This is a genomic window from Blastococcus sp. SYSU DS0973 (assembly GCF_054051055.1).
In genome coordinates, this window is the sequence record NZ_JBJHAN010000019.1 from 1 (window position 1) to 5,747 (window position 5,747).

General features: G+C 73.2%; 4 protein-coding genes and 1 pseudogene. 1 reads left to right on the plus strand and 4 read right to left on the minus strand.

The window, feature by feature from the left end; genetic code table 11:
- Positions 1 to 425: pseudogene (locus tag ACI791_RS17855) on the minus strand (hypothetical protein); the annotation flags it as partial.
- Positions 426 to 693: 268 nt separating this feature from the next.
- On the opposite strand from ACI791_RS17855, the gene ACI791_RS17860 reads away from it, so the two are divergent.
- Positions 694 to 2,775, plus strand: a complete 2,082-nt coding sequence (locus ACI791_RS17860; protein ID WP_456587260.1) for an LCP family protein — start codon at positions 694 to 696, stop codon at positions 2,773 to 2,775.
- 30 nt (positions 2,776 to 2,805) lie between these two features.
- On the opposite strand, the gene pstB is transcribed toward ACI791_RS17860, so the two are convergent.
- Genes pstB through pstC form a run of 3 tightly spaced genes read right to left on the minus strand, consistent with a single transcriptional unit; the run spans position 2,806 to position 5,653 of the window.
- Positions 2,806 to 3,585: a phosphate ABC transporter ATP-binding protein PstB gene (gene pstB / locus ACI791_RS17865; RefSeq protein ID WP_456587261.1), complete on the minus strand. Its 780-nt coding sequence runs from the start codon at positions 3,583 to 3,585 to the stop codon at positions 2,806 to 2,808.
- Positions 3,586 to 3,614: 29 nt separating this feature from the next.
- Positions 3,615 to 4,700, minus strand: coding sequence for a phosphate ABC transporter permease PstA (gene pstA, locus ACI791_RS17870; RefSeq protein WP_456587262.1), 1,086 nt, complete (start codon positions 4,698 to 4,700; stop codon positions 3,615 to 3,617).
- Complete coding sequence (pstC, locus tag ACI791_RS17875) at positions 4,700 to 5,653, minus strand: phosphate ABC transporter permease subunit PstC (protein WP_347058155.1); 954 nt, start codon at positions 5,651 to 5,653, stop codon at positions 4,700 to 4,702. Before pstC ends, pstA begins: the two co-directional genes overlap by 1 nt.
- Between the last annotated feature and the right edge of the window lie 94 nt (positions 5,654 to 5,747).

Here is a 5,747-nt window from a genome sequence, read left to right on the forward strand (position 1 = left end):
CTCATGTCGGTGATGGCGTCGTCGGCGCGTTGCCGGGTCTGGCTCATGTCGGTGATGGCGTCGTCGGCGCGTTGCCGGGTCTGGCTCATGTCGGTGATGGCGTCGTCGGCGCGTTGCCGGGTCTGGCCCATGTCGGTGATGGCGTCGTCGGCGCGTTGCCGGGTCTGGCCCATGTCGGTGATGGCGTCCTCGGCGCGTTGCCGGGTCTCGCTCATGTCGGTGATGGCGTCCTCGGCGCGTTGCCGGGTCTGGCCCATGTCGGTGATGGCGTCCTCGGCGCGTTGCCGGGTCGCCCCGACGCCTTCGATCGCCTCGTCGGCCCGCGAGCGCGTCGTGTCCAGGCGCGTGATCGCCCCGTCGGCCCGGTCCAGCAGCGTCTCGACCCGGTCGACCGCGCCGGAGACCCGCTCCAGCAGCTCCTCCATGCGACCGAGCGCGGCGGCGGCGCGGGGCACAAGGGCGAGAGCGTCGCCGAGGCCCTCGCGCACGCCCCCTACCAGCGCGAACACGTCGGAGGGGCCGGGCACGGAGGGGATGCGCACCCGGCGAACGCTACGCAGTGCGCCGGTGGGCCACCATTCGGTTGCTCCGTTGCGTCCGAGGCTGCCGCGCGTCGGCGTGGTCGGGGCGCATCGCCCCGTATCGTGGCGCGACGGACGGGGACGAGCGGACGACGAGAAGGTGTCGACACCTGTGGGTGACCAGCCGACGCGGGACGGCGCGGGCGACGGCGACGTCCCCGGGCGCACCCGCCGCGGGCGGGCGGCCCAGGGCGGCGCCGGCGAGCCGGTCACCGTCGAGCAGCTGATCGCCCGGCAGGGCAGCGCGGTCGGCGGCCGGCGTGCCGCCCGCCGGGGCGCGGTCGAGCCGGGCAGGAGCAGCGGTCTCGGCCGCGCCACCGCCGCGGAGGCGGAGGAGCGCAGGCGGCGGCCCGGACGTCGGCCAGCGGCAGACCGCGGCGGGACCACCGCCGCCCCGGACCGGACTGCTGCCCGTGCCGAGGACGTCCCCGCCGCGCAGGCGGGACTGCCTCCGGTACCTGGCGCCGCCCGGCCGCCCGGCTCCCAGGCCGGTCTGCCCCCGGTGCCGTCGGCGCACGCGGGGGCCCCGCCCGTCGCGGGGATCGGGCTCGAGGAGCCCCCGGTCCGGTCGGGCCTCCCACCGGTTCCCGGCGCGCACCCCGGGCCGCCCCCGGTGCCGCCGACGCCCGGCCGGTCGCCGGCGGCCTGGGCGCCCGACGAGCGTCCCTCCCGGCGCAGCGGCCCGATCCCTCCGCTGCCGGGGCTGGCCCCGCCGCTCCCGTCGGGGGCCACCGTGCGCCGTCCCGCCGCCGCCCGCCCGCCGCGAAGTCCCGGGCGCCGCCGCCTCGCTCGTGCGGCGATCGCCCTGGCCGGCATCGTCGGCGTCGTCCTCCTCTACCACCTGGGCCTCTACTTCTACGTCGACCAGCGCATCGACCGGGTGGACGCGCTCGCCGTCGACGGCCCCGAGGTGCTGGCCCCGCAGCTGCAGGAGGCCGCCGACACCTACCTCGTCGTCGGCACCGGCATCCCGGGGCAGACGGGGGCGGCCTCGGTGGCCACCCTGGTGGTCTCGGTCGCGGCCGAGGGCGACCGCGCCGTGCTGGTGAGCGTGCCGCCCACGGCGCTGGTGGACACCCCCGCGTGTCGCACGGCGGACGGTGAGCTCCGGAACCCGGCCACCGAAGCGTTCGCCGGCGCGCTGCTCGACGGCGGGCCGGCGTGCCTGGTCCGGGCCGTCCAGCAGCTGTCCGGCCTGCGGATCGACCACTACCTCGGCGTCGACCTCGCCGACCTGCCCGGAATGGTGGATGCGCTGGGCGGCGTCCCGGTCTGCGTCGTGCCGTCGGGCGCGATCGCGGCCGCGGCGACCCCGCCACCGGCCGGCCCCTCCGAGCTCTCCGGCACCGCGGCGTCGGGCTTCCTGCAGCCGGGTGACAGCGGGACCGATAGCACGGGCGCCGCCGTGGCCGAGCGGGCCCAACGGCTGCTCACCTCGACCCTGCGCGCGGCGATGTCCGCGGACACGTTGCTCGACCCGGTCACCCTCACCCGCTTCCTCGACCGGGCCTCGGAGGCGTTGACACTCGACGAGCAGACGACGCTCGGTGACCTGCGGGTGCTCGCCGGCACGCTCGGCGACCTGTCGGGTGACGCGGTGCAGCGGGCGGGGCTGCCGGTCGCCCAGGTCGGTTACGTGCCAGCGGGCACCGACCAGGCCTACGTGATCCTCGATTCGACGGCGACCCGATCGCTGTTCGACGAGGTCATCGACGGCGCCCGGCTGCCGGCCGAGATGCTGGAGGCGCAGCGCGCCGAGCAGGCGGCTGCAGCGGAGGCCGCGCCCGAGCCGGAGGCCCCCGCCGCGCCCGCCCCGCTCACCGCCCCGCCGGCGGAGATCACCGTCGACGTGCTCAACGGCACCGGCACCACCGGGCTGGCGGCGACGGTCGCCGACGCCCTCCGCGGCCAGGGCTTCGGCATCGGGACGGTCGGCAACGAGCCGGGAACCGTCAGCGAGAGCGTGGTGCGCCACGGCCCGGCGGCGCTGGAGCAGGCGCGGACCCTGGCCGCCGCCGTGCCGGGGTCGGTGCTCCAGGCGAGCGACTCGATGGGCGACTCGGTGCAGCTGGTCATCGGCCCGGGTTACGCGGGCGTCGTGCCGGTGGAGATCGGCGGTCCGGTGGCCGCCGACCCGCCCGCGGAGACGACGGTGGCCGCCCCCCAGCGGGAGGCGGCCACGGTCAGCTGCTGAGGGCGGGACCCCGTCCGACGGGGTCCTCGTTCACCCGAAGCGGCCGGAGATGTAGTCCTCGGTCGCCTTCTCGTCGGGGTTGCTGAAGATCTTCTCGGTCGGGTTGAACTCGATCAGCCGACCCGGCTGGCCGACCCCGTTGAGGTTGAAGAAGCCGGTCTGCTCGCTCACGCGCGCGGCCTGCTGCATGTTGTGCGTGACGATGACGATCGTGAACCGCTCCTTGAGCTCGGTCATCAGGTCCTCGATCGCCAGCGTGGAGATCGGGTCCAGGGCCGAGCAGGGCTCGTCCATCAGCAGCACGTCGGGCTCGACGGCGATCGCGCGGGCGATGCAGAGCCGCTGCTGCTGACCGCCGGAGAGGCCGGAGCCGGGGCGGTCGAGGCGGTCCTTGACCTCGTCCCACAGGTTGGCCCCGCGCAGCGAGCGCTCGACGAGCTCGTCGGTCTCCGACTTCTTCATCCTCTTCGAGTTCAGGCGCATCCCGGCGGCGACGTTGTCGTAGATGGACATCGTCGGGAAGGGGTTGGGTCGCTGGAACACCATGCCGATCTGCCGGCGGACGGTCACCGGGTCGGAGTCCGAGCCGTAGAGGTCCTGGCCGTCCATGACGACCTTGCCCTCCACCCGCGCGCCAGGGATGACCTCGTGCATGCGGTTGAGCGCGCGCAGGAACGTCGACTTGCCGCAGCCCGACGGCCCGATCAGGGCCGTGATGCTGCGCGGCTCGATGGAGACGTTCACGCCCTGCACGGCGAGGAACTTGCCGTAGTAGATGTCGAGATCCGACACCTCGATGCGCTTGGCCACGAGTGGTCCCTTTCCTGGGTGGATGAAGCTCAGCGGCTGGTCTTGGGGGCGAAGACGCGGCTGATCATGCGGGCGACCACATTGAGGCCCATCACCAGCATGATGAGGACCAGCGCCGCTGTCCAGGCCCGGTTGATGGCGTCCTCGGGCGGGACGCCCGGCTGGGTCAGCTGGTAGAAGGCGTAGACCGGCAGGGTGGCCATGCGGCCCTCGAACGGGTTCAGATTGGTGCCGTTCGTGATGCCGACCGTCACGAGCAACGGTGCGGTCTCGCCGATGACCCGCGCGATGGCCAGCGTGACGCCGGTCCCGAGGCCGGCGATCGCGGTGGGGATGACGACCTTCAGGATGGTCCGCCACTTCGGCACGCCGAGCGCATAGGCGGCCTCGCGCAGTTCGTTGGGGACGAGCTTGAGCACCTCTTCGGCCGACCGCACCACGACCGGGATCATCAGGACCGAGAGGGCCACGGCGCCCATGATGCCCAGCCGGATCCCCGGGCCGAAGAAGATGACGAACAGGGCGTAGGCGAAGAGACCCGCGACGATCGACGGGATCCCGGTCATCACGTCGACGAAGAAGGTGATCGACCGCTTGAGCCGGCCCGAGCCGTACTCGACCAGGTAGATGGCGGTCATCAGGCCGATCGGCACGGAGATGAGCGTGGTGAGCAAGGTGATGATCAGAGTGCCCATGATCGCGTGGTAGGCACCGCCGCCCTCGCCGATCACGCCGAGGAGGGACGCGCCGAAGAACTCGCCGTCGAACCGCTGGGCGCCGCGGCGGATGACCTCGTAGGCGAGCGAGACCAGCGGGACCATGGCGATCCCGAACGCCGTCACCACCAGGCACGTGACCAGCCGGTCCGCGGCCCGCCGCTGGCCCTCGACGACGCGTGAAGCCACGTACAGGACGACGGTGCCCAGGACGACGGTGTAGACGACCAGCAGGACGATGTTCGGGCTGGTCAGCGCGCCGAGGAGTGCGGCCAGCGCCAGAGCCGCGGCGAAGCTGACCCAGGGCGCCCACCGGGGCAGCCGGCCGTCCTCGCGCCGCTCGGGGGGCGTGCCCGGGGCGGAGGCGCCCGAGGTGCGCTGCTGGATCGACGTGCTCATCAGTTGGCTCCGGAGAAGTCGGCGCGGCGGTTGACGATCCAACGGGCGAGCATGTTGACCAGGAGCGTGATCACGAACAGCACCAGGCCACTGGCGATCAGCGTGTTGACGTCCAGCCCGGTGGACTCCGGGAACTGCAGTGCGATGTTGGCCGCGATCGTCTGCGGGTTGGCGCTGGAGATCAGGGCGAAGGTGATCCCCGCGGCCGAGCCGGAGAGGATGATGGCGACCGCCATGGTCTCGCCGAGCGCCCGCCCCAGGCCGAGCATGGCGCCGCCGATGACGCCGCTCTTGCCGTAGGGGATCACTGCCATCTTGATCATCTCCCAGCGGGTGGCGCCGAGGGCCAGCGCCGCCTCGCGGTGCAGCGACGGGACCTGCGTGAAGACCTCGCGGGAGATGGCACTGACGATCGGCAGGATCATGACCGCGAGGACCAGACCGATGGTGAGCATCGTCCGCCCCGTGGCCGAGACCGGCCCGGCGAACAGCGGGATGAAGCCGAGGTTCTCCTCGAGCCAGCGGTAGAAGGGAACGAGCCGCGGCGCGAGCCAGGCGATGCCCCAGAAGCCGTACACGATGCTCGGGATGGCGGCCAGGAGGTCGACGACGTAGCCGAGGACCTGGGCCACCCGGCGCGGCGCGTAGTGGGTGATGAACAGCGCGATGCCCACCGCGAGCGGGGTGGCCACCAGCAGCGCGATGGTGGCGGACAGCAGCGTGCCGAAGATCAGCGGCCATACGTAGGAGACCAGCCCCCCCTCCCCCGGGAGGTCCTCCGCCGACGCGGTCAGCGCCGGGAAGGACTCCGCGAGGAGGAACAGGGTCACCCCGGCGAGGATGACCAGGATGAGGATGCCGGCGCCCTTGGCGCTGCCGGAGAAGATCTGGTCGCCGGGCCGGCGTACGGCTCGGGGAGCCGTCGGTTCCTGCGGGGGACTGGTGGCTGTCACCGCTGCTCCGTCTGCTGCGCTGTGGTCGGTACCCGTCGGGGATGAACCCGCGTGCGGCGGGCGAAGTGACGGCCCGGAGCGTCGTCAGACGCTC

Coding starts and splice junctions, on each gene's coding strand:
- pstA (WP_456587262.1), bottom strand. CDS start 4,700: ATGAGCACGTCGATCCAGCAGCGCACCTCGGGCGCCTCCGCCCCGGGC.